At 65.6% G+C, this 25,093-nt stretch carries 21 protein-coding genes; 11 read left to right on the top strand and 10 right to left on the bottom strand.

Translation table 11 applies throughout. From position 1 onward, the window contains the following. Positions 1–295: 295 nt before the first annotated feature. On the bottom strand, positions 296–1,333 hold the full coding sequence (gene dusA, locus C265_RS10880) for a tRNA dihydrouridine(20/20a) synthase DusA (RefSeq protein WP_010809501.1): 1,038 nt from the start codon (positions 1,331–1,333) through the stop codon (positions 296–298). A gap of 545 nt (positions 1,334–1,878) precedes the next feature. On the opposite strand from dusA, the gene C265_RS10885 reads away from it, so the two are divergent. After that, positions 1,879–2,214, top strand: coding sequence for a hypothetical protein (locus C265_RS10885; protein WP_010809500.1), 336 nt, complete (start codon positions 1,879–1,881; stop codon positions 2,212–2,214). A 115-nt stretch (positions 2,215–2,329) separates the two neighbouring features. Here the strand turns inward: C265_RS10885 and C265_RS10890 are convergent, their stop codons facing one another. The 3 genes from C265_RS10890 to C265_RS10900 form a co-directional block, all read right to left on the bottom strand. Then, a complete protein-coding gene (locus tag C265_RS10890; RefSeq protein WP_010809499.1) occupies positions 2,330–2,890 on the bottom strand; it encodes an NADPH-dependent FMN reductase in 561 nt (186 codons plus the stop codon). A gap of 129 nt (positions 2,891–3,019) precedes the next feature. Then, positions 3,020–4,108: an enoyl-CoA hydratase/isomerase family protein gene (locus tag C265_RS10895; protein WP_010809498.1), complete on the bottom strand. Its 1,089-nt coding sequence runs from the start codon at positions 4,106–4,108 to the stop codon at positions 3,020–3,022. A gap of 110 nt (positions 4,109–4,218) precedes the next feature. Further along, positions 4,219–5,784, bottom strand: coding sequence for a methyl-accepting chemotaxis protein (locus C265_RS10900; RefSeq protein ID WP_010809497.1), 1,566 nt, complete (start codon positions 5,782–5,784; stop codon positions 4,219–4,221). Between the two features lie 237 nt (positions 5,785–6,021). Here C265_RS10900 and C265_RS10905 point away from each other — a divergent pair, with 237 nt between their 5' ends. Further along, positions 6,022–6,885, top strand: coding sequence for a sterol desaturase family protein (locus C265_RS10905; RefSeq protein ID WP_011615596.1), 864 nt, complete (start codon positions 6,022–6,024; stop codon positions 6,883–6,885). 47 nt (positions 6,886–6,932) lie between these two features. Here the strand turns inward: C265_RS10905 and typA are convergent, their stop codons facing one another. Beyond that, positions 6,933–8,753, bottom strand: a complete 1,821-nt coding sequence (gene typA, locus C265_RS10910) for a translational GTPase TypA (protein ID WP_010809495.1) — start codon at positions 8,751–8,753, stop codon at positions 6,933–6,935. A gap of 188 nt (positions 8,754–8,941) precedes the next feature. Between typA and C265_RS10915 the strand changes: the two genes are divergently transcribed. The 9 genes from C265_RS10915 (at position 8,942) to C265_RS10955 (ending at position 18,458) form a co-directional block, all read left to right on the top strand. After that, the gene (locus C265_RS10915) at positions 8,942–9,430 is read left to right on the top strand and encodes a MarR family winged helix-turn-helix transcriptional regulator (protein WP_010809494.1); all 489 of its coding nucleotides are present in this window, start codon (positions 8,942–8,944) and stop codon (positions 9,428–9,430) included. A gap of 103 nt (positions 9,431–9,533) precedes the next feature. Further along, positions 9,534–11,078, top strand: a complete 1,545-nt coding sequence (locus C265_RS10920; protein ID WP_011615597.1) for an AdeC/AdeK/OprM family multidrug efflux complex outer membrane factor — start codon at positions 9,534–9,536, stop codon at positions 11,076–11,078. A gap of 44 nt (positions 11,079–11,122) precedes the next feature. Beyond that, on the top strand, positions 11,123–12,379 hold the full coding sequence (locus C265_RS10925) for an HlyD family efflux transporter periplasmic adaptor subunit (RefSeq protein WP_010809492.1): 1,257 nt from the start codon (positions 11,123–11,125) through the stop codon (positions 12,377–12,379). Positions 12,380–12,381: 2 nt separating this feature from the next. Beyond that, a complete protein-coding gene (locus C265_RS10930; RefSeq protein WP_010809491.1) occupies positions 12,382–13,995 on the top strand; it encodes a DHA2 family efflux MFS transporter permease subunit in 1,614 nt (537 codons plus the stop codon). Between the two features lie 201 nt (positions 13,996–14,196). Further along, positions 14,197–14,979, top strand: a complete 783-nt coding sequence (locus C265_RS10935) for an IclR family transcriptional regulator (protein WP_010809490.1) — start codon at positions 14,197–14,199, stop codon at positions 14,977–14,979. 18 nt (positions 14,980–14,997) lie between these two features. Continuing rightward, entirely contained in the window at positions 14,998–15,702 is a 705-nt protein-coding gene (gene pepE, locus C265_RS10940; protein ID WP_010809489.1) for a dipeptidase PepE, read from the top strand. 60 nt (positions 15,703–15,762) lie between these two features. Beyond that, on the top strand, positions 15,763–16,686 hold the full coding sequence (locus C265_RS10945; RefSeq protein WP_010809488.1) for a DUF1177 domain-containing protein: 924 nt from the start codon (positions 15,763–15,765) through the stop codon (positions 16,684–16,686). Beyond that, a complete protein-coding gene (locus C265_RS10950) occupies positions 16,683–17,381 on the top strand; it encodes an AroM family protein (RefSeq protein WP_010809487.1) in 699 nt (232 codons plus the stop codon). Before C265_RS10945 ends, C265_RS10950 begins: the two co-directional genes overlap by 4 nt. Before the next feature lie 84 nt (positions 17,382–17,465). Next, positions 17,466–18,458, top strand: coding sequence for a tripartite tricarboxylate transporter substrate binding protein (locus tag C265_RS10955; RefSeq protein WP_010809486.1), 993 nt, complete (start codon positions 17,466–17,468; stop codon positions 18,456–18,458). 37 nt (positions 18,459–18,495) lie between these two features. Here C265_RS10955 and truB read toward each other — a convergent pair whose 3' ends face one another. The 5 genes from truB to rimP form a co-directional block, all read right to left on the bottom strand. Further along, positions 18,496–19,443, bottom strand: coding sequence for a tRNA pseudouridine(55) synthase TruB (gene truB, locus C265_RS10960; protein ID WP_010809485.1), 948 nt, complete (start codon positions 19,441–19,443; stop codon positions 18,496–18,498). A 99-nt stretch (positions 19,444–19,542) separates the two neighbouring features. Next, positions 19,543–19,911 carry a 30S ribosome-binding factor RbfA gene (rbfA, locus tag C265_RS10965; protein WP_010809484.1) on the bottom strand — a complete coding sequence of 123 codons (369 nt, stop codon included), beginning with the start codon at positions 19,909–19,911 and terminating at the stop codon, positions 19,543–19,545. A gap of 60 nt (positions 19,912–19,971) precedes the next feature. Further along, positions 19,972–22,860 carry a translation initiation factor IF-2 gene (infB, locus tag C265_RS10970; protein ID WP_010809483.1) on the bottom strand — a complete coding sequence of 963 codons (2,889 nt, stop codon included), beginning with the start codon at positions 22,858–22,860 and terminating at the stop codon, positions 19,972–19,974. A 91-nt stretch (positions 22,861–22,951) separates the two neighbouring features. Continuing rightward, complete coding sequence (gene nusA / locus C265_RS10975; RefSeq protein WP_010809482.1) at positions 22,952–24,427, bottom strand: transcription termination factor NusA; 1,476 nt, start codon at positions 24,425–24,427, stop codon at positions 22,952–22,954. Next, entirely contained in the window at positions 24,424–24,912 is a 489-nt protein-coding gene (gene rimP / locus C265_RS10980; protein WP_010809481.1) for a ribosome maturation factor RimP, read from the bottom strand. The genes nusA and rimP overlap by 4 nt, the downstream gene beginning before the upstream one ends. Between the last annotated feature and the right edge of the window lie 181 nt (positions 24,913–25,093).

Below are 25,093 nucleotides of genomic sequence, written 5' to 3' on the forward strand. Positions count from 1 at the left end.
CACCATTCGGGTAAACGAAGAGCAACAAGCCTGGCGTAGCAACAAGAGTACTGCGACGAAAAAAAAGCCCGCCGAAGCGGGCTAATAATCAGTTGAAGAAAGCCCTGTATTCGAGGGCAGGCACAGTGTATGAAAGTGCCCTGCCTCAGCGAATTAGGGGAATCCCTTTCCTGGCGCCGGTTTCCGGGCGATCAGGCATTGCAAGTGCGGCGCGCGGTACCCCCGCGCAGCCATGCACATTTTCACGATTCGGAGTTAGAGCGCGGCCTCGGCAGAACGCGCAGCCCACGCTCGCTTACGCGGCCAGAGGCTCTTGTGCCTGCGGCCGCAAGTGCGCGCGCGCCTCTTCGAACAGTGCATCCACATCGGCTCGCGTGCGTGCCGCATTCATGCGCTTGGCATCCGACAGCACGCGGCGCCAGCCACGCCCGCCCGCGATGCCACGATGCAGGCCAAGCATGTGGCGCGTGACCGCGCCCATATAGCCACCCCGCTCCACCAGGTCGCCGATATAGCGCTGCATCGCCAGCTCGACATCGAGCCGCGACGGCGCCGGCGCACTCGCATCGCCATAGAAGCGCGCATCCATTTCGGCCAATACATAGGGCTGATGGTATGCCTCGCGACCGATCATCACGCCATCGACGTGCTCGAGGTGGGCCGCCACCTCGTCATAGCTGACGATGCCACCGTTGATCAGGATCTCCAGCCCAGGAAACTCCTGCTTCAGCTGGTACGCCACCTCATAGCGCAGCGGCGGAATCTCACGGTTTTCTTTCGGGCTCAGGCCCTTCAGGATCGCATTGCGCGCGTGGACGATAAACGTGCCGCAACCCGCCTCGGCCACCCGGCCGACGAAATCACGAACAAAATCGTAGTGCTCGATCTTGTCGATGCCGATGCGATGCTTGACGGTGACCGGGATATCCACCGCATCGCGCATCGCCTTGACGCAGTCGGCCACCAGTTGCGGCTCGGCCATCAGGCACGCGCCGAAGGCCCCGCGCTGCACGCGCTCGGACGGGCAGCCGCAGTTCAGGTTGACTTCCGCATAGCCCCACTGCTGCCCCAGCTTGGCCGCCATGGCAAGATCTGCCGGCTCGCTGCCGCCCAACTGCAGCGCGACCGGGTGTTCTGCCGCATCGAAGTCCAGGTGGCGCGGGACGTCGCCATGCAGCAGCGCGCCGGTGGTCACCATCTCGGTGTACAGCCAGGTGTGGCGGCTGAGCTGGCGGTGGAACATGCGGCAATGGCGGTCGGTCCAGTCCATCATCGGGGCCACGGACACCCGGCGCGGGCTTGCAGCAGCGATCTTCCCTTGATAATCAGTCATTTCACAACGATCCGCCTGGACCGATATTCCTACTTAGAAAAACTCAAAAACTGCCTCGTCAGCCTGCCGGGAAACGGCAAGTTCGCTGATGAGCGGAAGCGCTTGAGTTTACCATCGAGGGCAGATCGAGATCGATCGAAGCAACACAGGTGCACTCGCGATGCTGAAACGGCTCCTTGGCATCACTCCGCGTGCACGGCTTAACTGGGCTAGGTCAGCACGGCCATTGAATGCCACAAGAAATAGAAGACGTGCAGCACAGATAACATGCACATTCGGACTGCGCTGATTGATTCCCGAAGCCCTCTGCGTGCAAATGGAAACGTGCGCGCCCGCCCCTGACAGGGGGCCCGCACCCCGCGCGGCAGGATGATTTTCAACGCTGGGAAATTACAAGCATCTTCAACAGAACTGCCAGCCACGCCCGGGGACAAACGTGTTTGGCCGAAGCAATTTCACGATCCACGGCGGAAGCTACCCTGGCTCTGCAGGTTGCATCGACCTCACCAGTTCAATGAATTCCTTTGCCAAAGAGTTTTTGTACTATGCCAAAGACATGGAACTGGAAGTTCGCTATTAAGGCTGTCGGTTCCAGCATCCTCGGTCTCGTCGTCATGCTGATGCTGGTAGAGATATGGGGAGCCTGGACAGGCCCTGAGAACTATCCGTTCGGCGGCCAAGGACCATCTGCGGCGATGTGGGCATATCAATCACAGGCGAACTACCTGCTGTCGTGCTTCGCACTCCTGCTTGGTTGCTCACTTGCAATTTGGGCGTTGCTGGCAATGAACCGCAGCATTTGGCTGCGCTGGCTGGCCGGGATGCCGGTGCTTCTCCTCTGGGCATGGATGGCACTCGATGGTTCTCGACTCGACCTCTGAACGTTCGCTGACAGGAGCCGGGGCGGATGCGCACGCCTTCGTAACCTGACACGTCCCCCCAAACCGCGGTTACAGGCTACCGCGTCGAGGTTCACAGCGCCCGGCCCCCGCAGTATCACCGCGGCGCAGTCCGCTCGATCCAGCCTGCAAACGTCGTCAGAAATTTGCCGAGAAAGCCCTTGGTCGATTCATTGGCGATCCCGCCCTGCTCATCAAACAGCTTGTCGACGCCGCTGATATACGCCTCAGGCTGCTGCAGCATCGGGACATTGAGGAACACCATCGACTGGCGCAGGTGCTGGTTGGCACCGAAGCCACCGATGGCGCCGGGCGAAGCGCTGATGACGGCGCCAGGCTTGCCGTCCCAGACGCTGCTGCCGTAGGGCCGCGAGCCCACGTCGATGGCGTTCTTCAGCGGCGCGGGCACGGAGCGGTTGTATTCCGGGGTCACGAACAACACGGCGTCGGCGCGGCGGACGCGGTCGCGGAACGTGGTCCAGGCCTGGGTAGGTTTGTCGTCCAGGTCCTGGTTGTACAGCTGCAGCTCGCCGATCTCGACAATCTCCAGCTTGAGTTGCTGCGGCGCCAGCGCGATCAGCGCCTTGGCCAGTTTGCGGTTGTATGACTCCTTGCGCAGGCTTCCCACCAGTACAACGACATCACGAGGATTACTCATTGCGGCTCCTTTGACTGTGTGGACGGAATGACGCGGACGGCGCACGCGGCCAGGGTTGGCCTGGCCGCGTGCGCCGGTCCAGCCGTCACTCTACCCGAGTCGGCGCCGCCACGTCCTGCGCAGCGGATGTCAGGCAGTCTTGCCGAGCGACGCCAGCGGATGTTCCTCGGCGCGCCACGGGCTGTCGAAGAACGACAGCACCTTCTCGCGGCTGACATCATCAAGCCGCGCATGCTGCCAGCGCGGCTTGTGGTCCTTGTCGACAGCCAGTGCGCGGATGCCCTCGACACCGTCGCCGTTGCGGAACACGTAATGCATCATGTCCAGTTCCATGCGCAGCTCGTCTTCGAGCGACATGCTGCGCGCACGGCGGATCTGCTCCAGCGTCACGCACAGCATCAGTGGCGAGCGGCTGCGCAGCATGGCGGCGGTCTGCGCGGCCCAGTCGCCCGGGGCGTCGCTGACGGCGGCGAGGATGTCCGGCATGGTGTTGCCGGCGAACAGGCTGTCGATCTGCGCCGACAACCCGGCCAGCGTGCTTTGCGCCGGCACGCAGTCATCGCGGTGCGCAGCGGTAAAGCCTTCGATGTGCGCCAGCACGGCGTCGCCGCTGGCAAACTGCTGCGTGCGCAGCGAATCGACCAGCTCGGCCAGCCGGTTGCCCGGCAGATAGGCGTCGGCCAGCCCGGCGTAGAGTGCGTCGGCGGCATGGATCACGGTGCCGGTCAGCCCCAGGTACTCGCCGATGCGGCCCGGCGTGCGCGCCAGGAACCAGCCGCCGCCCACATCCGGGAACAGGCCGATATTGGTTTCCGGCATCGCCATCTTGGTGCGATCGGTGACCAGGCGCAGCCGCGCCCCTTGCGAGATGCCCATGCCGCCGCCCATCACCACGCCGTCCATCAGTGCGATATAGGGCTTGGCATAGCGGTGGATCAGGAAGTTCAGCGCGTATTCTTCGACAAAGAACTGGTCGAGCAGCGGATCGCCTTCGTGCGCAGCCTTGTGGAAATAGCGGATATCGCCCCCGGCGCAGAAGGCCTTGCCGCCGGCACCGGCAACCACCACGGCCGCCACCTCGGGTGCGGCGGCCCAGGTCTGCAGCGCCTGGGTGATGGCGCGGATCATGTCGAGCGACAGGGCGTTGAGCGCCTGCGGGCGGTTCAGCGTCAGGTATCCGATGCCACCGCGGACCTCGGTCGTGACGAATTCAGTCATGTCGTACTCCTCCAATGCAACTCGCGATTTTACGCCAGTCGCATCGGCAAGCGCACCCCTGTGGGCAGCTTGCTGCGCATGTGCAGTCACTGCGCATGCGCCCGGCACCGTCAGGCCAGCCGGAACGTCGCCACCAGCGAGGTCAGGCGCTGCGCCTGGTCTTCGAGCGATGCCGCCGCGGCGGCCGCCTGCTCCACCAGCGCCGCATTCTGCTGCGTCATGCTGTCCATCTGCGACACCGCCACGTTGACCTGCTCGATGCCGTTGGACTGCTCGTCCGAGGCCGCGCTGATATCGCCGATGATGGCCCTGACACGCTGCACCGCGTCGACGATGTCCTGCATCGCCCGACCGGCGTCATCGACCAGCCCCGAGCCCTCACGCACATTGGCCACCGAGGCGCCGATCAGCGCGCGGATCTCCTTCGATGCGCCGGCGCAGCGCTGCGCCAGGTCGCGCACATCGCCAGCCACCACGGCAAATCCCCGGCCGTGCTCGCCGGCACGCGCGGCTTCCACGGCCGCGTTCAGCGCCAGGATATTGGTCTGGAACGCAACCTTCTCGATCACGTCGATGATGTCGACGATCTTGCCCGAGCTGGCATCGATCGATTGCATGACGTTGACCACGCGCAGCACGGCCTCGCTGCCGCGCTCGGCCAGGCTCGCGGCATCCGTTGCCAGCCCGCGGGCCTCGCGCGCGCTGTCGGCATTCTGGCGCACGGTACTGGTCAGTTCCTCCATGCTGGAGGCGGTCTCTTCCAGCGAGGCCGCCTGCTGCTCGGTACGCTGCGACAGGTCGGCGTTGCCGCTGGCGATCTGCTTGCTGGCCGAGGCAATCGAGTCCGCGCCGCCACGCACGTCGCCCACCATGGCCACCAGGCTGGCCTGCATCCGTCCCAGCATGCCGAGCATGCGCGCGGTCTCGTTGCGCGCCGACTCATCGGCCAGCACCTCGCCGCCGGAAGCGGCGACGCTCAGGTCGCCACCCGCGATCTTCTCGAAACGCCCGATCGCAGTATCCAGCGGCTGCACGATCGAACGGCGCAGGCGCCATGCCACCACGGTGCTGAATGCCAGGCCCACTGCCAGCACGCATGCCGACAGCGCGAACAGGTTGCGATAGCGTTGCTGCGATGCCTCGTAGACCTGCTTGGCGCTGGCCACCTGCAGCTTGTTCAGTTCGGCATTGACGGCGGTGAAGGCGATGTCGAGCTGCGGGATGGTTTCGAGCACGGCCTTCATCACGCCATCGCGGTCGCCGGCATGCAGCGCAGTGATCATCGGCGCGACACCCTGCTTGAAGAGCGCATCGCGCCTGGCGGTGACATCCTCCACCGCCCTGGCTTCGTCAGCCGAGCGCGGCAAGGCGAGATAGGCCTGCCAGGCCTTCTCTGAATCGCGCGCAAAGCCTTCCGCGGTCGCGGCGCGCGCCTTGGCATCGGCGGGGTCCGTGGCGAAGGTCGCCTGGTCCAGCAGTACGCGCACCAGCAGCTGGTTCGAACGCGCTTCGGCCAGGTTGACCGCGGCCGACAGCTGCTGCCCATAGATCTGGTGCGTCGCCTCGTTGCTGCGCGACATGCCGAGCCAACCCACTGCGCCGACAATCAACAACAACAAGTTTGTGACGATGGTGAGGAACCACAATCTGGCTCCGATGGTAGTGTTCTTGAACATGAAGGCTCCGGGGGAAGAGGAATCGGGGAAATCGGGAGCGCGAGCCGCGCCGCCGCCCTGTTCAACTACGGCACGCTGGCTGCGTCCTTTACCGGTATTCACCACCTTCACACGCGTGACAGAATTGCGTGGCAGTACAGCAATCCACCATGTGGCGGATGCGCCGCGAGACCCCGCGCAGCGCCGTTTGGAGGAACCCCTCGTGGCAATTCCATGCGGAATATGCAAACTGGCGGCATGAACACTGAATCGCTCGATCCCGGACTGGTGCTGCTGGCCTTTGCGCCAGTGTTCCTGCTGACCATCGGCGCCGAGGCATGGTACTGGGCCCGCCGCGACCCGACCGTCTACAGCCTGCGCGACACCGTATCCAACGCAGCGCTGGCGCTGATGCACCAGGCCTCGGATGCGTTCTTCCTCTGGCTGATGATCCGCACGGTCTATACCTGGTGCTACCAGCACGGCCTGCGCGCCATGCCCGAGACCCTGTGGTCATTCGCGCTGCTATTGCTGCTGCAGGACTTTCTCTATTACTGGTTCCACCGCGCCAGCCACCGCGTGCGCTGGCTGTGGGCTTCGCACGTGACGCACCATTCGTCGGAAGGCATGAATTTCTCGACGGCGTTCCGGCAGAGCCTGACGTATCCGCTCTCAGGCATGTGGCTGTTCTGGATTCCGCTGGCATGGATCGGCTTCACGCCGGACTGGGTGATCCTGGCGGTCGGCGTGAACCTGGCCTTCCAGTTCTTCGTGCATACGCGGCTGGGGCAACGCTGGCAGCTGATCGAGTCGCTACTGAATACGCCATCGGTCCATCGCGTCCACCATGCGAAGAACCCGCAGTACATCGACCGCAACTACGCCGGTGTGCTGACGATCTGGGACCGCCTGTTCGGCACCTTCGTCCCCGAGCATGAGGCCCCGGTGTACGGCATCACCCGCCAGGTGCGCACCCATAACCCGCTGACGCTGACCTTCCACGAATGGCGCGACATGTTCGCCGATGCCTGGCGCGATCGCGACCTGCGCTACCTGTGGAAGCCGCCCGAGTGGCGCAGCCCGCGCGCACCGGCACTGGAGCCGCTGCCCGGCACGCAATAAAAAACCGCGCCTTCGGGGCGCGGTTTTTTTATTGCCGGCGTCAGCGCTTATGCGCCTTCGCGGGAAGCACGCTTGCGCTCGTGCTCCTTCAGGTGGCGCTTGCGCAGGCGGATGCTCTTGGGCGTGAGCTCGACCAGTTCGTCGTCGGCGATGAATTCCACCGCATATTCGAGCGACATCTGGATCGGCGGCACCAGGCGCACGGCTTCGTCTGTACCCGAAGCACGAACGTTGGTCAGCTGCTTGCCCTTGATCGGGTTGACCACCAGGTCGTTGTCGCGGCTGTGGATGCCGATGATCATGCCTTCGTACAGCGCATCGCCCGGCTTGACGAACATGCGGCCACGGTCCTGCAGCTTCCACAGCGCGTAAGCCACGGCGTCGCCGTCGTCCTGCGAGATCAGCACGCCGTTGTGGCGCTCGCCCAGGCCGCCCTCGCGCACCGGCGCGTAGTCGTCGAAGATATGGCTGATCAGGCCGGTGCCGCGCGTCAGCGTCATGAACTCGCCCTGGAAACCGATCAGGCCACGGGCCGGGATGCGGTATTCCAGGCGGGTACGGCCCTTGCCGTCCGACGCCATGTCGAGCAGTTCGCCCTTGCGGCGGCCCAGCTCTTCCATCACGCCGCCCTGGTGGCTGTCTTCGACGTCCACGGTCAGCAGTTCGTACGGCTCGCACTTGACGCCGTCGATTTCCTTGAACACCACGCGCGGACGCGACACGGCCAGCTCGTAGCCTTCGCGGCGCATGTTTTCCAGCAGGATGGTCAGGTGCAGTTCACCGCGGCCAGACACTTCAAAGATGGTGTCGTCGCCGGTATCGGCCACGCGCAGCGCCACGTTGGACTTCAGTTCGCGGTCCAGGCGCTCGCGCAGCTGGCGGCTGGTCACGAATTTGCCTTCACGGCCGGCCAGCGGCGAGGTGTTGACGCAGAAGTTCATGGTCAGCGTCGGCTCGTCCACCTTCAGCATCGGCAGCGCGTCCTGGGCCTCCGGCGCGCACACGGTGCAGCCGATACCCAGTTCTTCGATGCCGTTGATCAGCACGATGTCGCCGGCTTCGGCCTCGGACACGATCTCGCGCTCCAGGCCCTGGAACTTCAGCACCTGGTTGATGCGGCCCTTGATCGGGTTGCCTTCCGGGCCGAACTTGACCACCACGTCCTGCAGCGGACGGGCGCGGCCACGCGAAATGCGGCCCACGCCGATCTTGCCGACGTAGCTGGAGTAGTCCAGCGAGATGATCTGCAGCTGCAGGGGGCCGTCCCGATCGTCGTCACGCACCGGCACCTTGTCCAGCACGGTCTCGAACAGCGGCTTCATGTCGCCGTCGCGCACGTCTTCGGTCAGGCCGGCAAAGCCGTTCAGGCCCGAGGCGTAGATCACCGGGAAGTCGAGCTGCTCGTCGGTGGCGCCCAGCTTGTCGAACAGGTCGAAGGTCTGGTTGATGACCCAGTCCGGGCGCGCGCCCGGGCGGTCGATCTTGTTGACCACCACGATCGGCTTCAGGCCCAGCGCCAGCGCCTTGCGCGTGACGAAGCGGGTCTGGGGCATCGGGCCCTCGACCGCGTCGACCAGCAGCAGCACGCCGTCGACCATCGACAGCACGCGCTCCACTTCACCGCCGAAGTCGGCGTGGCCCGGGGTGTCGACGATATTGATATGGGTGCCGTTGTACTCGACGGCACAGTTCTTCGCGAGAATCGTGATCCCGCGTTCCTTTTCCAGGTCGTTCGAGTCCATCACCCGCTCGGCGACTTGCTGGTTGTCGCGGAAGGTGCCTGCCTGGCGCAGGAGCTGGTCGACCAGGGTGGTCTTGCCATGATCGACGTGGGCGATGATGGCGATATTTCGGATGGCGCGGGTCATTGCTGCGTCTCGCTTTGGAGAATCTGAGGTAACCTAACATTGTAGCATGTTGCAGCGCAAGACGCGTTGATCGGAACCGCCACTTACCGAATGAATATCATTGCGAAAAGTGGAATAACCAATTTCCGTTCTTGCTTATCGTTAAACGTGAACATATATTTGCCTCAGCAAAGATTGCAAAGGCAAAGATGTCACGGCTCCCTTCCTCCGATCAACCAGCCGAATCCACGGCCGGCCTGTTCGATCCCGCCCAGTACCAGATGTGCGACAGCGTCGGCTACCTGATGCAGCGCGCCAGGAACATGCTGGCGCACGGGGTCGAGCAGGAAGTCAGCAGCCTGGACATCACGCAGGCACAAGCCAGCTGCCTGATGATGCTGGCCACCGGCCGCGCCTCGACCGTCACCGACCTGGGCCGCGAACTGAATACCGACATGGGCTCGGTCACGCGCCTGCTCAGCCGCATGGAAAAGCGCGGGCTGATCGAACGCCGGCGCCGCGACGCCGACCGCCGCGTGGTCGACCTGTCGGTCACGCCACAGGGCCAGGAACTGGTGGAACGGCTGCCCGCCATCTTCTGCAAGGTACTTGCCCACCACTTCCGCGGTTTTTCCGAGGATGAGATCCAACTGCTGCGCAGCATGCTGCGACGGATCATCGAAAACAACAGCGGGTAGCGGGCGTGCCTGCCGGCTTCCGGCAAGCCAGAACGTCCGGTCAACCGGACCCCGCAACAGCCCGTAGAAAAAAACAGCATGGCTCCGGCAACGGAGCGTCATCATGAAACCAGCTCTCACTCCCCAAGCCTCCCAGCCAGCCCGCACAAGTGCGCTCGTGCGCCGCGCCGGCACACTGGCGCTGACCGCCGTGGCCGTGGCGGTGCTGGCCGGCTGCGCGGCCCTTGGCAATTCGCACAGCACGCAGACCGTGGCCGACCCGGCCACGATGGCCACCTCGCAGACCTTGCCCGACGAGCATGGCCAGTGGCCCTCGCAGGACTGGGTCGCGCAGTTCAAGGACCCCCAGCTGAGCGCCCTGGTCGATGAGGCGGTCAAGGACAACCCGAGCCTGCAGGCCGCGTTCGCCCGCGTGGAAGCCTCGCGCGCCATGGCCGATGCCACCCGCAGCGCGCTCTATCCGCACCTGGAGTTCGAAGGCAGCCTGATCCGCCAGCGCTTCTCCGAGAAAGACCTGTTCGAAGGCACCCCGCTGGCGGGATCGTGGCAGAACCAGTCGCGCCTGCAGGTGGGCCTGTCCTATGACTTCGATTTCTGGGGCAAGAACCGCGACGCGCTCGAAGCCGCGCTCTCCGACGACCGCGCCGCCGAGGCGGAAAGCCAGGCCTCGCGCCTGATCCTGGCCACCTCGATCGCCCGCAACTACGCCCGCCTGGCTGCGCTGTATGCCCAGCACGACGTGGCAGAGCGCGCCATCGCCCAGCGCAGCGACCTGACCGAGCTGTCGCGCCAGCGCCTGGCCGCCGGCCTCGACACCCAGGTCGAGACCACGCAGGCGCGCGGCACGGTGGCTGCTTCGCGCACCGACCTGCAGCGCGTCGACGAGGAAATCGCCCTGGCGCGCAACCAGCTTGCAGCGCTGCTGGGCAAGGGCCCGGACCGCGGCCTGCAGATCCAGCGCCCGGTGCTGCTGGCGCAGGCCACGCCGACGCTGCCCGACAACCTGACCATCGGCCTGCTGGGCCGCCGGCCGGACCTGGTGGCGGCACGCTGGCGCGTGGAGGCGGCGTCCAAGGACATCAGTGTCGCCAAGAAAGAGTTCCTGCCTGACGTCAGCCTGACCGCCTTTGCCGGCCTGGCCGCGCTGGATCCGTCCAACCTGCTGATGGGCGTCAGCCGCACCTTCGGCATCGGCCCGACCATCCGCCTGCCGATCTTCGAAGGCGGCAAGCTGCGCGCCAACCTGAAGGGCAAGTACGCCGGCTACGACATCGCCGTGGCCAACTACAACCAGGCCCTGGTCGATGCGCTGCGCGAGACCGCCGACACCATGACCAGCATCCGCAGCGTCGACAAGCAGATCCAGACCCAGCGCGAAGCGCTGGACCTGGCCGAGCACGCCTATGCGCTGGCCACCACCCGCTACAAGGCCGGCCTGGGCACGCAGCTGACCGTGCTGAACGCCGAGAGCAATGTGCTGCAGCAGCGCCGCCTGGCGACCGACCTGCAGGCGCGCCGGCTGGACCTGCAGATGGGCCTGATGAAGGCGCTCGGCGGCGGCTACGAGGAGCCAGCGGAAGGCCACGAGAGCGCGGGCCACGGACCGGCGCAGCAACAGCACAACACCCAGGCGGGCGCCCGCGGCTGATCCGCGCACCCAGTGATCGAAGACAAGATTATTCAGAAGACATCATGAGCAACAACCAGCAAGCGGCCGGCACCAACGCCCCCCAGCACCCTGCCCAGCAAGCGCCGGCCACCACCAGCAACAACGGCAAGCGCAAGCGCATGCTGCTGTCGCTGACCGCGGCAATCGTGGTCGCCGGCATCGGCTATGGCGTTTACTGGGGCATGTACGCCCGCCACTTTGAAAACACCGACGACGCCTATGTCGCCGGCAACGTGGTCCAGGTCACGCCGCTGGTGGGCGGCACCGTGGTGTCGATCTCCGCCGACGACACGCAGCTGGTCACCGCCGGCCAGCCGCTGATCCAGCTTGACCGCGCCGATTCGCAAGTGGCACTGGAACAGGCCGAGGCCCAGCTGGCACAGGCCGTGCGCGAAGTGCGCACGCTGTACGTCAACAACGGCTCGCTCGCCGCCAACGTGGCGCTGCGCGAAGCCGACGTGGCCAAGGCCCGCGACGACCTGCGCCGCCGCCAGGCCATCGCCGGCTCGGGCGCGGTCTCGAATGAAGAGATCTCGCATGCGCAGTCCGCGCTCAAGGGTGCGGAGTCGGCGCTGCTGGCCGCGCGCGAGCAGCTGGCGTCGAACAAGGTGCTGACCGACCAGACCACGGTGGAGAAGCACCCCAACGTGCAGCGCGCCGCCGCCAGCCTGCGCTCGGCCTACCTGTCGTTCGCGCGCTCGGCCATGCCGGCGCCGGTCACCGGCTACGTTGCCAAGCGCTCGGTGCAGGTCGGCCAGCGCGTGGCCGCCGGCGCGCCGCTGATGGCCGTGGTGCCGCTGGACCAGGTCTGGGTCGACGCCAACTTCAAGGAAGTGCAGATCACGCATATGCGCATCGGCCAGCCGGTGACGCTGGAAGCCGACGTGTACGGCTCCAAGGTGGAATACCAGGGCAAGGTCGCAGGCTTCTCGGCAGGTACCGGCTCGGCCTTCTCGCTGCTGCCGGCGCAGAACGCCACCGGCAACTGGATCAAGGTGGTGCAGCGCCTGCCGGTGCGCATCGCGCTTGACCCGCAGCAGCTCAAGGACCACCCGCTGCGCGTGGGCCTGTCGATGACCGTCAAGGTCGACGTGCGCCGCGAGGAAGGCGCCGCCATGGCCCCCGCCGCGCCGGCCAAGCCGATGCAGACCGATGTCTACGACAAGGTTGCGCAGGACGCCGACCAGCTGATCGCGCGCATCATCGCCGCCAACAACGGCGGCCGCAGCACCGGCCTGCCCTCGGCCAGCGCCGCCAACGCCAAGCCCGCCAACACCTGACCATGGCCATCTCCCCCTCCGCCGCGCAGTCCGGCGGCAGCCAGGCGCCGGCGCGGCCCGTCCGGCCGCTGGCACCGCAGCAGCCGCAGCCGCTGACCGGCGGCAAGCTGGTGGTCGGCACCATCGCGCTGTCACTGGCCACGTTCATGAACGTGCTGGACTCGTCGATCGCCAACGTATCGATCCCGGCGATTTCAGGCGACCTGGGCGTGGCGCCCAACCAGGGCACATGGGTCATCACCTCGTTTGCGGTGGCCAATGCGATCTCGGTGCCGCTGACCGGCTGGCTGACCACGCGCTTCGGCGCGGTGCGGCTGTTCATCACCTCGATCCTGCTGTTCGTGCTGGCATCGTGGCTGTGCGGCGTCGCTCCCAACCTCGAGACGCTGCTGGCCGCACGGGTCCTGCAGGGCGCGGTGGCCGGGCCGATGATCCCGCTGTCGCAGTCGCTGCTGCTGTCGAGCTATCCGCCGCAGAAGAGCACCATGGCGCTGGCACTGTGGGGCATGACCACGCTGGTGGCGCCGATCATGGGCCCGCTGCTGGGCGGCTGGATCTCGGACAACATGACCTGGCCGTGGATCTTCTACATCAACGTGCCGGTGGGCATCGTCACGGCCTATGTCACCTGGGCCATCTACAAGGACCGCGAAACCCCGACCAGGGTGCTGCCGATCGACCGCATCGGCCTGGCGCTGCTGGTGATCTGGGTGGGCTCGATGCAGCTGATGCTCGACAAGGGTAAGGAACTGGACTGGTTCCACTCGACCGAGATCGTGGTGCTGACGCTGGTGGCGATTGTCGGTTTCCTGTTCTTCCTGATCTGGGAAAGCCATGAGAAGCACCCGGTCGTCGATATCAGCCTGTTCAAGGGCCGCAACTTCAGCGCCGGCGTGGTCGCCATCTCCGTGGCATACGGGCTGTTCTTCGGCAACCTGGTGATCCTGCCGCTGTGGCTGCAGACGATTGTCGGCTATACGGCCACGGACGCGGGCATCGTGATGGCGCCGGTAGGGATCTTTGCGATCCTGCTGTCGCCGCTGATTGGCAAGAACCTGCCGAAAATGGATGCCCGCTGGGTGGCCACGGCCGCGTTCATCACCTTCGGCATCGTCAGCCTGATGCGCGCCGGCTTCACGACCCAGGTGGACACCCGCACGCTGATGATCCCGACCCTGATCCAGGGCGCAGCCATGGCGATGTTCTTCATCCCGTTGACCTCGATCATCCTGTCGGGCCAGCCGCCGGAAAGGATTCCGGCGGCGTCAGGACTGTCCAACTTCGTCCGGATCACGTTCGGGGCCATCGGCGCTTCGATTTCGACCACGCTCTGGGAAAACCGGACGGCGCTGCACCATGCGCAACTGGTGGAACAGGTCAACCCGTACAACCCGGCCTACCACGACCAGCTCAACCACCTGATGCAGATGGGCATGAGCCAGGCCCAGGCGATCGGCGTGATCGAGCGCAATATCACCCAGCAGGCGGCCATGCTCGGCGCCAACGATATCTTCTGGATCTCGGGGATGCTGTTCTTCGTGCTGATCGGCTTTGTCTGGCTGACGCGGCCGGCCAAGGGCGGCGGCGGGTCGGCGGATGCGTTGGCGGCGCACTGACCCGCCCTCTCCGGTTTTCAAGACATGGCCCCTGATCGGGGCCGTTTTTTTTTTTGCTTCGCCGCCGGGTTGCCGCGCCGGGAATGCCCCCTTGTGTTCCTGTCTTCGTGCCTCTATTATTTGCGAACCGATTTATGGAACCTTGGTTCCTAAAAATGGAACCATAGCAAGTAACAGACATGCGGGGCGTGGAGCAGCGGAATGAGCATTCTTGAAGGCGTGGAAAGCGTGCTGGACATGTTCGGGCATCACCGGCACGAGATCACTTTTAACGATGTCCTGGACGAACTTGGCCTTGCCAAGAGTTCGGCCTCGCGCCTGCTCGCCCAGATGGTGCGCTACCGCCTGCTGGAACTGCAGCCGTCCACGCGGCGCTACCGCCCTGGCGCGCTGCTGATCCGCGCCGCGCAGGCTGCTGCACAGGCGCATCCTTTCGACGAGCAATGCCGCGAGATCCTGGCCACGCTGTCCGATGCCACCGGCTTCACCGCCTACCTGTCGATGCTGGACGGCACCGACACCGTCGTGCTGCAACGCCTGAACGGAAGCAACCCGGTGCAGGTGCTGTCACCGCCCGGCGCACGCCGGCCGGCATTCACCACGGCGATGGGCCGGGTACTGCTGTCGCGCCTGCCCGAGCCTGAATTCAACTCGCGCTATGGCGCCGCCGGCACCCGCAAGCTGCCGGATGCACCCGCAGGCTGTCCCGCCACGGTCGCCAAGCTGCGCGAGCGTGTGGCGACGGCCCGCGCCGAGCGCAGCGCCATCGCCGTGAATGAAGGCATGCCCGGCATCGGCGCCGTGGCCGCCACGCTGGCAGATCCGCTCTCAGGCGACGTGCGTGGGCTGTGCCTGTCTTTCACCGCGATGCAGGTCAGCCAGGCCCAGGCCCAGGCGCTGCGCGCGACGCTGGTGCAGGCCGTGGCACCCGTGGGACAGCGCATCGGCGACCCACTGTGGCTCGACGCCACCCCACTTATCTAGACTTCGCCGCAACGACTTATGGAACTCCTGTTACTCAGCAACTCCAGCAGCGACGCCGGCTACCTGGTCCACGCCCAGGCGGCAATCCGGGACCTGGCCGCCGGCCGCAAGACTGCCTGCTTCATCCCGTTCGCCGGGGTCACGCGCGACTGGGACACCTACGAGACGTTGGTCCGCGACGCCTTCGCGCCGGTCGGCATCGCGGTGCAATCGCTGCACCGGCAGGCCGAGCCGGCGGCAGCCGTGCGCGCCATCGAGGCGGCTGAACTGATCGTCGTTGGCGGCGGCAACACGTTCCGCTTGCTGCAATGCCTGCGCGAGCGCGGCCTGCTGGCGGCGATCTCGGCGCGGGTGCGATCCGGTGCGGCGCGCTATATCGGCTGGAGCGCTGGCGCCAACCTGGCCTGCCCGACCATCAGCACCACCAACGACATGCCGGTGGCCGACCCGGGCGGCCTGGACGCGCTGGCGCTGGTCCCCTTCCAGATCAACCCGCACTACTTCAACCTGGTCGTGCCCGGCTTCCGCGGCGAAACGCGCGACCAGCGCCTGGCCGAATTCACCGTGCTGCAGCCCGACATGCCAGTGCTGGGGCTGCCCGAAGGCAACTGGGTGCGGGTCTCGGACGATCGCCTCGAAATGGGCGGCGCCCATCCCGCGCGCTGGTTCAGGGGCGCGGACATTGCCGACGTGCAGCCCGGCGCGCTGTCGCTGCCGCGCTGAATTTGCCGGCCTGAGTCCCTGCGTACAGAACCCCACCCCAGCCCCAGGAAGTCAAGCAAGATGTCTATCAAGCAGGTTATTGAATCGATCGAGCTGCTGTCGGCAGCGAATGTCGACGGCGCAGCCGTCGCCTCACTGCTGCGCTCGCGCGGCCTGGACGATGTCACCGTCACGCGCGTGGAAGAGAACGGCCTCTACACCGATTTCCTCGCCTGCACGGTGCCCGGACAGAACCCGGACGCGCCCGCACTTGGCGTGGTGGGCCGGCTGGGCGGCGTCGGTGCACGCCCGGCCGTGACGGGACTGGTGTCCGATGCCGACGGCGCCATTGTGGCCGTCGCCAGCGCGCTGAAGCTGGCCGACATGGCCGCCACCGGCGACGTGCTGGCCGGTCCGGTGCGCATCCGCACCCATATCTGCCCGCATGCCGCCACACGGCCGCATCATCCGGTGCCGATGATGAAATCGCCCTTTGCGATGCGCACGATGATGTCGCATGAGGTGCACCCGCGCATGGCGGCGATCCTGTCGGTCGACACCACGCGCGGCAACCGCTTTGTCAACCGCCGCGGCGTGGCGCTGACGCCGGTGGCCAAAGAAGGCTGGCTGCTGCGCCTGCCGGAGCGGATGCTGGACCTGATGGGATGGGTCAGCGGCGAACTGCCGATGGTGTTGCCATTGACCACCCAGGACATCACGCCGTATGAGAACGGCCTGTGGCACGTCAACTCGATCATGCAGCCGGCCATCGTGACCCCTGCCCCGGTGGTGGGCGTGGCGCTGACCGCGCAGACCACTGTGCCAGGCTGCGCAACCGGCGTCACCAACGCCTTCGACATCGACGTGGCGACGCGCTTCTGCATCGAGGTGGCGAAGCAGTTCGGCCAGGGCCAGTGCGACTTCTACGACGCGGCCGAGTGGGCCGAGCTGCAGCGCCGCTATGGCTCGCTGGCCCATCTGCAGACCGTGGGAACCGAGGCATGAACACGCCTGCCGCACGCCAGCCACGCGTGGCCTTCGTCACCATCGGGCAGGCGCCCAGGACAGACGTGGTCCCGCAGATGATTGCCGACCTGGGCCTGCCGGCCACTGTGGAAGAGTTCGGCATCCTGGACGCGCTGGGCCCGCAAGATATTGCCGCGCTGGCGCCCGCGCCCGGCGAGTACCGCTTTGCCAGCCGGCTGCGTGACGGCACGCAGGCGGTGATGGGCAAGCCGGTGGCCGAGGCCATGCTGGCCCGGCTGATGACCTCGCTGGACGACGGCCGCTTCGACGCCCTGGTGCCGCTGTGCACCGGCACCGCCCTGCCGCCGATGCGGACCCTGGTCATCGAACCGCAGCAGGTAGTGGACCATCTGACCGTGGCGCTGGCGCAGGGCTGCAAGCGGCTCGGCATCGTATTGCCGCTGGAGGCCCAGGTAAGCAGCTTCCACCTGATCCAGCCGGTGCCCTGCGAACTGCGCGTCACCCATGCCTCGCCTTATACCGACGCCAGCACCGATCGCTTCGCGCAGGCGGGCGAGACGCTGCGCGGCTGCGACCTGGTGGTGATGCACTGCATGGGCTACACCGAAGCCATGCGGGCCGAGGTGGCGCGCCATGCCGGCGCGCCGGTGCTGCTCTCCAACCGCATGGTGGCAAGGCTGCTGGGACAGGTACTGGCTGGTGCCGCGGCCTGAATCCAGGCACGAAGCGAATCCATTTTCGGGTAAGGGCAAGCCCGCTGACAGATTGCCCATGACACTGCTGGAGTGGAAGTAACAATGAAACAGGTGGCGAAGTGGATGGGGCCGCTGGCATGCGGCATGATGTGGATGAGCCTGGGCGCGGCGGTGATCCCGGGCGCGCAGGCGCAGGAGTGGAAGCCGGCCAAGCCGGTGCGCCTGCTGGTGGGCTTTGCGCCCGGCGGCTCGGCCGATCTGCTGGCGCGCCTGGTGCAGGCGCCGCTGTCGGAAAGCCTGGGGGTTCCGGTGGTGGTGGAGAACGTGCCGGGTGCGGGTGGCAATATCGCCGCCGACAAGCTGGCCAAGGCCCCGGCCGACGGCTACACCATCGGCATGGGCGCCGCCGGCGCGATGGCGGTGACCCACGTGCTCAACCCCAAGGGCACGCCATACAAGGCGGATGATTTCACGCCCATCGCCATGCTGGCCACCCAGCCGAATGTCGTGATCGTCAATCCGGCCCTGCCGGTCAAGACCATGGCCGACTTCGTCGCCTACGTCAAAAAGACGCCGCAGGTCACCTACGGCACCGCCGGCGTCGGCACGTCAAATCACTTGATTGCCGAAACCATGCTGCACCGTCTTGGCATCGACATGGTCCATGCGCCGTACAAGGGTGCCACCCCGGTGATCACCGACCTGATGGGCGAGCATATCGCCATGACGGTCGACAACATCACCACCGCGGCGACGCTGGCCAAGACCGGCAAGGTCAAGGCGCTGGCAGTCACCGGCAGCAAGCGCTCGCCCCTGTTGCCGGAGGTGCCGACGCTTGCCGAGAGCGGACTGAAGGACTTCAACATGCCGACCTGGCAAGGCATCTTCGGGCCGAAGGACCTGCCGAAGGCAATCGTGGTCCGCTACAACCAGGCGCTGGTCAAGGCCTTGGCGAACCCGGAAGTCAGGAAGAAGATGGCTGAATTCGGCTCCGAGCCCGTGGGCGATACGCCGGAGCATTTCGCCGGGTTCCTCGCCCAGGACCGCAAGATGTGGGCCGATGTCATCAAGACGGCCAAGATCACGCTCGAGTAATTGCTGACGGGGCGGCCATTTACGCCCCTCACGCAACTTACAGCTTGACCAGCCGCTCCGGCCGCAACGCGCCTTCGCGCATGCGTGCCACGCCCAGCAGCCGGGCTGGTTCGCCGGCATAGACGCGCGCCAGCGCATCCTCGGCCAGCCCGGTGTCGGCCGGCAGGTCGCGCTGAGCGATGCGCTGGCCCTGCAGGAAGCGCGCTGCAGAGACCTCGTCCAGATGCACCGGCGCACACTTCTGCAGCAAGGCGTCCACAGGTGCCAGCATGGCCGGGCGCTGCGAGTCGTCGCGCTGCTCGATCTGCTCCAGGGTCACCGCGCCGTCCAGCGTCAGGTCGCCCACGGCGATCCGGCGCAGTCCGGTCAGGTGCGCGCCGCAGCCCAGCGCTTCGCCGATGTCCTCGGCCAGCGTGCGGATATAGGTGCCCTTGCTGCACGTCACCCGCATCGTGAACGACGGGGCTTCGGGCAAGGCGCACTCCAGCAGCGCAATCGAACGGATGGTGACGCGGCGCGCCGCGCGCTCCACGGTCTGGCCGGCGCGCGCGTATTCATACAGCGGGCGGCCGTCCTTCTTCAGCGCCGAATGCATCGGCGGCACCTGTTCGATCTCGCCGAGGAAGCTTGCCAGCGCCTGCTCCACTGCGGCGCAATCGCAGGTGACCTCGCGCACGTCGAGCAGTTCGCCTTCGGCGTCGCCGGTGCTCGAGCGCGAGCCCAGCCGCACTACGGCGTCATAGGTCTTGTCCGCTTCCAGCAGGTCCTGCGAAAACTTGGTGGCTTCGCCGAAGCACAGCGGCAGCAGCCCCGTGGCAAGCGGATCCAGCGTGCCGGTATGGCCGGCCTTGGCCGCGCGCAAGAGGCGCTTGGCGCGCACCAGCGCGTCGTTGGACGACAGGCCCAGCGGCTTGTCGAGCAGCAACACACCATGGACCTCGCGGCGCGGCAGGCGCGGCGGACGGTTGGCGTTGGAATCGGTCATCGGGAGAAAGCGGGAGGCGGGACGGCGATGCGGCGCGGATGGCGGCAACGTAAACGTAGTGGCCGCGAAACCCATGCCAGGGCGGCATGGGCGCCGGCTTCAGTCGTCTTTCGAACGCGTGGCGTTCGCTTCGTTGATCAGCTTGGACATCTCGATCGCATGTTCGACCGAGGTATCGTGGAAGAAGCGCAGCGTCGGCACGGTATGGATGTGCAGGCGCTTGTACAGCAGCGAGTGCAGGTAGCCGGCCTTTTCGTTCAGGATGGCTTCCGCCTCGGCGGCTTCGGCGCCCAGCACGGTGAAGTACACCTTGGCGTGCGCGTAGTCAGGCGTCAGCGCGACCGACTGCAGCGTGACCAGGCCGAGGCGCGGGTCGCGCAGTTCGCGCTGGATCATCTCGGCCAGGTCCTTCTGGATCTGGTCGGAGATGCGGAGATTGCGGGAGGAGATACTGCCTTTCTTGGCCATTCAATACAGTCTGGTCGAGATGACAACGGCAGGCCGAAGCCTGCCGTTGCTTGCGACGCCTTACAGCGTACGCGCCACCTCTGTGATTTCGTACACCTCGAGCTGGTCGCCTTCCTGAACATCGTTGAAGTTCTTGATCGACAGACCGCACTCGAAGCCTTGCTTCACTTCCTTCACATCGTCCTTGAAACGCTTGAGCGAATCCAGCTCGCCGTCGTGGATGACCACGTTGTTGCGCAGCACGCGCACCAGCGAGTTGCGCTTGACCAGGCCGTCGGTGACCATACAGCCGGCCACCGCACCGATCTTCGGCACGCGGAACACCTGACGTACCTCGACCTGGCCGATGGTGGTCTCGCGCTTCTCCGGCGCCAGCATGCCCGACATCGCCGCCTTGATCTCGTCTACCGCATCGTAAATGATGTTGTAGTAGCGGATATCGATGCCGTTGTGCTCGGCCAGCTTGCGCGCACCGGCGTCGGCACGCACGTTGAAGCCGATGATGACCGCCTTCGAAGCCGTCGCCAGGTTGACGTCGGATTCGGAGATGCCACCCACGCCGCCATGCACGATCTGCACGCGCACTTCGGCGGTCGACAGCTTCTGCAGCGACTGCACCAGCGCTTCCTGCGAACCCTGCACGTCGGCCTTGACGATCAACGGCAGCGTCTGCACTTCGCCTTCGGCCATCTGCTCGAGCATGTTCTCCAGCTTGGCGGCCTGTTGCTTGGCCAGCTTCACGTCGCGGAACTTGCCCTGGCGGAACAGCGCGATTTCACGTGCCTTGCGCTCGTCCGGCAGCACCAGCACTTCTTCACCGGCGGCAGGCACTTCCGACAGACCCTGGATTTCCACCGGGATCGACGGGCCGGCTTCCTTGGTCGGCTTGCCGTTCTCGTCCAGCATGGCACGCACGCGGCCGTAGGCGCTGCCAGCCAGGACCACGTCGCCACGCTTGAGCGTGCCGCTGCTGACCAGGATAGTCGCGATCGGGCCCTTGCCCTTGTCCAGCTGGGCTTCCACCACCAGGCCCTTGGCCGGGGCATCCACCGGAGCGGTCAGTTCCAGCACTTCGGCTTGCAGGAGCACTTGCTCGAGCAGGTCTTCCACACCGGTACCCATCTTGGCGGAAACCGGCACGAACGGCGAATCGCCGCCGTATTCTTCCGGCACCACCTGCTCCGCCACCAGTTCCTGCTTGACGCGGTCCGGGTTGGCATCGGGCTTGTCGATCTTGTTGATTGCCACCACGATCGGCACACCGGCAGCCTTGGCATGCGCAATGGCTTCCTTGGTCTGCGGCATCACGCCGTCGTCGGCAGCCACCACCAGGATCACGATATCGGTCGCCTTGGCACCGCGGGCACGCATGGCCGTGAAGGCCTCGTGACCCGGGGTATCCAGGAACGTGATCACGCCGCGGTCGGTTTCCACATGGTAGGCACCGATGTGCTGCGTAATCCCGCCGGCTTCGCCCGCGGCCACCTTGGTGCGGCGGATGTAGTCCAGCAGCGAGGTCTTGCCGTGGTCGACGTGACCCATCACGGTCACCACCGGCGGACGCGGCAGCAGCTCGGCGTCGGTGTGTTCCTCACCGCCCACCACCAGCAGCGCTTCCGGATCGTCCAGCTTGGCGGCATACGCCTTGTGGCCCATTTCTTCCACCACGATCATGGCGGTTTCCTGGTCCAGCACCTGGTTGATGGTCACCATCTGGCCGAGCTTCATCATCTGCTTGATGACCTCGGATGCCTTGACGGCCATCTTGTGCGCCAGGTCGGCCACCGAGACGGTTTCCGGCACGTGCACTTCACGCACCACCGGCTCGGTCGGCGCCTGGAAGCTGCTGCGGCTGTCGTCGTGCTGCTGCTGCCTGCCGCCGCGGCCACGCGGGCCACCGCGCCAGCCGCCCACGCCACCCGAAGTATCGCCGCGGGTCTTCAGGCCGCTGCCCTTCTTGCGGCTGCTGTCGTCCTGCCAGCCCGCCTTCACGACCTTGCCCTTCTTGTCGGCGGTTGCCGTGGTCGTGGTCGTGGTGGCCGGCTTCTTTTCGTCCTTCTTCGCTTCCGTGGTCGCACCGGCCGGCTTCACCGGCTTGTGCAGCGTACCGGTCTGCTCGGCCTTCTTCTCTTCAGCCTTGCGCTCGGACGGCGCCTTCAGCACGCGCGGCGGCGCGTTCAGCATTTGCTGGATCGCACGGGCCTCGGCTTCGGCAGCCTCGCGGCGCTTGCGCGCAGCGACTTCCTGCTCTGCGCGGGCCTTGTCGGCGGCAGCCTTGGCTTCGTCGGCAGCCTTCTGCGCCTCGGCGCGTTCGGCGGTGACGCGTGCCTTCTCGTCCTCTGCCTTCTTGCGCGAGGAATCCTCGTTGGCCTCGGTCACGGCGCGCGACGCGGCAGCCTCTTCCTCCGCCTTGCGGGCGGCGAGTTCGGCCTGGCGGCGCTGTTCAGCCTCCAGCGCTTCCTGGCGGGCGCGGCGCTCGGCTTCCTCGCGCTCGGCTGCCTCGCGGGCGGCCTTGGCTTCAGCTTCCTGGCGCGCCAGCAGTTCGGCCTGCTGGCGTTCTTCCTCGTCGCGGCGAGCTTCCTCGACAGCATCGACGACAGGCGCCTGGGCTTCGACCGCGTCGGCCTGGGCATCGGGCGCAGCTTCGTCGCGCTTGATCAGCACGCGCTTCTTGCGCACTTCCACCTGGACCGTGCGGGTCTTGCCAGTGCCATCCGACTGGCGGATCTCGGAGGTTTCGCGCTTGGTCAGTGTGATCTTCTTGCGGGAGCTGTCGTCGGCCTGGCCGTGCGAACGCTTCAGATAGTCCAGCAGCCTGGTCTTATCCGATTCCGTGATGATGTCTTCTGGCGTCGCTTTGCCCACCCCAGCCGCCTGCAATTGTTCCAGCAGGGCAGCTGCGCTGCGACTCAGTTCTGCGGCCAGTTGGGCAACTGTTGTGCTTGCCATTCAAACCCTTTCAATGCTTGGTTTCTACGTCGGGACAAATCGTTGCGGAAAGCGCGCCCGGGCCAGGTGTAGGCCGGCCCGGCCGTGTCCCTCAGTTGAACCAATGTTCCCGTGCTTTCATGATCAGCGACTTGGCTTCTTCCTCGCTGACACCGGTCATCTCGACCAGCTCGTCCACGGCCAGTTCGGCCAGGTCGTCACGCGTATGGATATCGCCTTCGGCCAGCTTGCCGATCAGTTCCGGGTTGAGGCCGTCGAGCGAGCGCAGGTCCTGCGACACCTCTTCCACCTTTTCTTCCCGGGCCAGTTCCATCGTCAGGAGCGCATCACGCGCGCGATTGCGCAGCTCGTTGACGGTGTCTTCGTCAAAGGCCTCGATCTCCATCATTTCACTGATGGGGACATAAGCCACTTCTTCCAGCGTGGAGAAGCCTTCCTCGATCAGGATGTCGGCAACTTCCTCATCCACGTCCAGCTTGGACATGAACAGCTTGCGCACGACATCGCTCTCTTCGGCCTGCTTCTGCGCCGACTCTTCCTGCGTCATGATGTTGATCTGCCAGCCGGTCAGCTCGGTCGCCAGGCGCACGTTCTGACCGCTGCGGCCGATCGAGACGGCGAGGTTTTCCTCGTCGACCACGACGTCCATGCTGTGCTTTTCTTCATCGACCACGATCGACTGCACCTGTGCCGGTGCCAGCGCGCCGATCACGAACTGCGCCGGGTCTTCCGACCACAGCACGATGTCCACGGCCTCGCCGCCGATCTCGTTGCGCACCGCGGTGACGCGGGTACCGCGCACGCCGACGCAGGTGCCGATCGGGTCGATGCGCTTGTCATGCGCGACCACGGCGATCTTGGCGCGCACGCCCGGATCACGGGCAGCCGCCTTGATCTCCAGCAGGCCTTGTTCCATTTCCGGCACTTCGTTCTCGAAGAGCTTGATCAGGAACTCGGGCGCGGTGCGCGACAGTTCAATCTGCGGACCGCGCGCGGCGCGGTCCACATTCAGGATATACGCACGCACGCGGTCACCGGTGCGCAGGTTTTCCTTGGGGATGATCTGGTCGCGGGCCAGCAGCGCTTCCACGCGACCGGACTCGACGATCAGGCCCTTCTTGTCGGCGCGCTTGACCGTGCCGGTCATGATCTTCTCGCCGCGATCCAGGTAGTCGTTCAGGATCTGCTCGCGCTCGGCGTCGCGGATGCGCTGCAGGATCACCTGCTTGGCAGCCTGCGCACCGATGCGGCCGAACTCGACCGACTCGATCTGCTGCTCGATAAAGTCACCCAGCTCGATGCTGGGGTTTTCATCGCGGGCTTCGAACAGCAGGATCTGCTTGTCCGGCTCTTGCAGGCCCAGCTCGTCGGGAACGACCAGCCAGCGGCGGAAGGTTTCATGCTCGCCCGACTCGCGATCGATCGCGACACGGATATCCACGTCTTCCTCGAAACGCTTCTTGGTGGCCGAAGCGAGCGCCGCCTCCAGGGCACCGAATACCACATCCTTGTCGACGTTCTTCTCACGCGCAAGCGCATCGACGAGCAACAGAACTTCGCGGCTCATTGCTTGTTCCCTTTTCTTTGATTTCCTTTGAAGTCGATCACCGGCACCAGGCGTGCCTTGTCGACATCGGATACGGCAAATTCCAGCAGCGCCGGGCCATCTTTGCCTTCGAACTCCAGGCCAATCTTCTCCTCGCCCGCCGCGCCGGTGGGCTCGCGCAGGATGCCTGTGAAGTTCTTCTGTCCGTTGACGGGCAGGCGCAGCGTCACGCGCGCCTCCTCGCCGGCAAAGCGGACGTAGTCGGCCAGCTTCTTCAGCGGCCGGTCCAGTCCGGGCGACGAGACCTCGAGGCGTTCATAGTCGACGTTCTCGACCGTGAACACGTGGGTGAGCTGGCGGCTCACCTTTTCACAATCCTCGATGGCAATGCCGGTTTCAGGCTGATCGATATAGACACGCAGCAATCCGGCCGGGGCACGCTCGAGCTCGACCAGCTCATATCCCATGCCGCTTAGGGTGGTTTCGATCAAATCTGCCAGATGCACTGTTATCCCGAGTAATGGCCATCAACACCGTGGCAGGCAAACCCGCCGGTGCCGTCCGGGACGACCCTGCTGCAGCCCTGCCTGTCCGCCATCCCCCCGCTCCAGCGGAGAGAACCGAAAAACGGGCGAACCAAAAAAAAATGGGCGCAATGCCCATCATTCGCCCATCCTCGACGAGGAT

Origin of the sequence: Cupriavidus sp. GA3-3 (assembly GCF_000389805.1) — a bacterium.
Taxonomy (GTDB): Bacteria; Pseudomonadota; Gammaproteobacteria; order Burkholderiales; family Burkholderiaceae; genus Cupriavidus; species Cupriavidus necator_D.

Bases quoted from the DNA above. Each gene is read 5' to 3' on its own strand.
- dusA (WP_010809501.1), bottom strand. From the start codon at position 1,333: ATGACTGATTATCAAGGGAAGATCGCTGCTGCAAGCCCGCGCCGGGTG.
- C265_RS10885 (WP_010809500.1), top strand. From the start codon at position 1,879: ATGCCAAAGACATGGAACTGGAAGTTCGCTATTAAGGCTGTCGGTTCC.
- C265_RS10890 (WP_010809499.1), bottom strand. From the start codon at position 2,890: ATGAGTAATCCTCGTGATGTCGTTGTACTGGTGGGAAGCCTGCGCAAG.
- C265_RS10895 (WP_010809498.1), bottom strand. From the start codon at position 4,108: ATGACTGAATTCGTCACGACCGAGGTCCGCGGTGGCATCGGATACCTG.
- C265_RS10900 (WP_010809497.1), bottom strand. From the start codon at position 5,784: ATGTTCAAGAACACTACCATCGGAGCCAGATTGTGGTTCCTCACCATC.
- C265_RS10905 (WP_011615596.1), top strand. From the start codon at position 6,022: ATGAACACTGAATCGCTCGATCCCGGACTGGTGCTGCTGGCCTTTGCG.
- typA (WP_010809495.1), bottom strand. From the start codon at position 8,753: ATGACCCGCGCCATCCGAAATATCGCCATCATCGCCCACGTCGATCAT.
- C265_RS10915 (WP_010809494.1), top strand. From the start codon at position 8,942: ATGTCACGGCTCCCTTCCTCCGATCAACCAGCCGAATCCACGGCCGGC.
- C265_RS10920 (WP_011615597.1), top strand. From the start codon at position 9,534: ATGAAACCAGCTCTCACTCCCCAAGCCTCCCAGCCAGCCCGCACAAGT.
- C265_RS10925 (WP_010809492.1), top strand. From the start codon at position 11,123: ATGAGCAACAACCAGCAAGCGGCCGGCACCAACGCCCCCCAGCACCCT.
- C265_RS10930 (WP_010809491.1), top strand. From the start codon at position 12,382: ATGGCCATCTCCCCCTCCGCCGCGCAGTCCGGCGGCAGCCAGGCGCCG.
- C265_RS10935 (WP_010809490.1), top strand. From the start codon at position 14,197: ATGAGCATTCTTGAAGGCGTGGAAAGCGTGCTGGACATGTTCGGGCAT.
- pepE (WP_010809489.1), top strand. From the start codon at position 14,998: ATGGAACTCCTGTTACTCAGCAACTCCAGCAGCGACGCCGGCTACCTG.
- C265_RS10945 (WP_010809488.1), top strand. From the start codon at position 15,763: ATGTCTATCAAGCAGGTTATTGAATCGATCGAGCTGCTGTCGGCAGCG.
- C265_RS10950 (WP_010809487.1), top strand. From the start codon at position 16,683: ATGAACACGCCTGCCGCACGCCAGCCACGCGTGGCCTTCGTCACCATC.
- C265_RS10955 (WP_010809486.1), top strand. From the start codon at position 17,466: ATGAAACAGGTGGCGAAGTGGATGGGGCCGCTGGCATGCGGCATGATG.
- truB (WP_010809485.1), bottom strand. From the start codon at position 19,443: ATGACCGATTCCAACGCCAACCGTCCGCCGCGCCTGCCGCGCCGCGAG.
- rbfA (WP_010809484.1), bottom strand. From the start codon at position 19,911: ATGGCCAAGAAAGGCAGTATCTCCTCCCGCAATCTCCGCATCTCCGAC.
- infB (WP_010809483.1), bottom strand. From the start codon at position 22,860: ATGGCAAGCACAACAGTTGCCCAACTGGCCGCAGAACTGAGTCGCAGC.
- nusA (WP_010809482.1), bottom strand. From the start codon at position 24,427: ATGAGCCGCGAAGTTCTGTTGCTCGTCGATGCGCTTGCGCGTGAGAAG.